This window comes from Bradyrhizobium sp. STM 3809 (genome assembly GCF_000239795.1).
Taxonomy (GTDB): Bacteria; Pseudomonadota; Alphaproteobacteria; order Rhizobiales; family Xanthobacteraceae; genus Bradyrhizobium.
In genome coordinates this window covers 1-1,691 of record NZ_CAFJ01000454.1, presented here as the reverse complement: position 1 = coordinate 1,691, position 1,691 = coordinate 1, and the positions used below count along the sequence as shown (strand labels likewise).

Below are 1,691 nucleotides of genomic sequence, written 5' to 3'. Positions count from 1 at the left end.
CTTTGCCCACCCTACGTCATTAAAATCGGTAGTTGACATGTCCACGATCGATCTCGCACCGACCAGCCCGAGCGACCTGCGCGCGCTCGCCGAAAACGCCAATGCCTGGCCGTTCGAGCAGGCCAAGGCGATCGTCAACCGGCTGAAGAAGGCGCCGAAGGACGAGGTGCTGTTCGAGACCGGCTACGGTCCGTCCGGCCTGCCGCATATCGGCACCTTCGGCGAGGTCGCGCGCACCACCATGGTGCGCCACGCCTTCCGCGTGCTCACCGAGGACAAGATCAAGACGCGCCTCCTCGCCTTCTCCGACGACATGGACGGCCTGCGCAAGGTGCCGGACAACGTGCCGAACAAGGAGATGCTGGCCTCCCATCTCGGCAAGCCGCTGTCGCGCATCCCCGATCCGTTCTCCAACGAATATCCGTCGTTCGCCGCGCACAACAATGCCCGGCTGCGCGCCTTCCTCGACACGTTCGGCTTCGACTACGAGTTCGCCTCCTCGACCGAGTACTACACCTCCGGCAAGTTCGACGCGGCGCTGCTGCGGATGCTGGAGCGGCTGGAGAAGGTGATGGCGATCATGCTGCCGTCGCTCCGCGAGGAGCGCGCCGCCAGCTACTCGCCGTTCCTCCCCATTTGTCCGCGCACCGGCCTCGTGCTGTACGTGCCGATCGTCGAGCACGACGCCAAGGCCGGCACGATTTCCTATGACGATCCCGAGACCAAGGAACGCATGACCGTCCCGGTCACCGGCGGCCATTGCAAGCTGCAATGGAAGCCGGACTGGGCGATGCGCTGGTTCGCGCTGGGCGTCGACTATGAAATGGCCGGCAAGGACCTGATCGATTCGGTGAAGCTGTCGGGCAAGATCTGCGCGGCGCTCGGCGGCACGCCGCCGGAGGGCTTCAACTACGAGCTGTTCCTGGACGAGAAGGGCCAGAAGATCTCGAAGTCGAAGGGCAACGGCCTGACCATCGACGAGTGGCTGCGCTACGCCTCGCCGGAATCGCTGTCGCTGTTCATGTATCGCGAGCCCAAGGCGGCGAAGCGGCTGTATTTCGACGTCATCCCGCGCAACGTCGACGACTATCAGCAGTTCCTCGAGGGATTCCCCAAGCAGGATGCCAAGCAGCAGCTCGGCAATCCGGTCTGGCACATCCACTCCGGCACGCCGCCGAAGGCCGACATGCCGGTGACGTTCCAGCTGCTGCTGACGCTGGTGTCGTCGTCGAACGCGGAGAATGCCGAGACGCTGTGGGGCTTCATCGGCCGCTACCGGCCGGGCGTGACGCCGGCCACGCATCCGAAGCTCGACGCGATGGTCGGCTATGCGATCAACTACTACCGCGACTTCGTCGCGCCGACGAAGACGTTCCGCGAGCCGACCGAGGGCGAGCGCGTGGCGCTGCAGGATCTGCGCGACGCGCTGTCGAACCTGCCGGCGACGGCTTCGCCTGAGGACATCCAGAACGTGGTCTATGAGATCGGCCGCCGCGAGCCGTTCCTCGACCACGCCAAGAAGGGCAAGGACGGCCGGCCGGGCGTATCGCTGGACTGGTTCAACATGCTCTATCAGGTGCTGCTCGGCCAGGAGAAGGGCCCGCGCTTCGGCTCCTTCGTCGCGGTGTATGGCATCGGCAATGCGGTCAGCATGATCGACGGCGCGCTGGCGCGCTCGGCGTAAGGCCCAC

The 1,691-nt window shown here is 65.3% G+C and carries 1 protein-coding gene; it reads left to right on the top strand.

The features are described 5' to 3' along the window. The first annotated feature begins 37 nt into the window (after nt 1–37). Entirely contained in the window at nt 38–1,684 is a 1,647-nt protein-coding gene (locus BRAS3809_RS20920; protein WP_008964024.1) for a lysine--tRNA ligase, read from the top strand. Nucleotides 1,685–1,691 lie beyond the last annotated feature (7 nt).

Coding starts and splice junctions, on each gene's coding strand:
- BRAS3809_RS20920 (WP_008964024.1), top strand. CDS start 38: ATGTCCACGATCGATCTCGCACCGACCAGCCCGAGCGACCTGCGCGCG.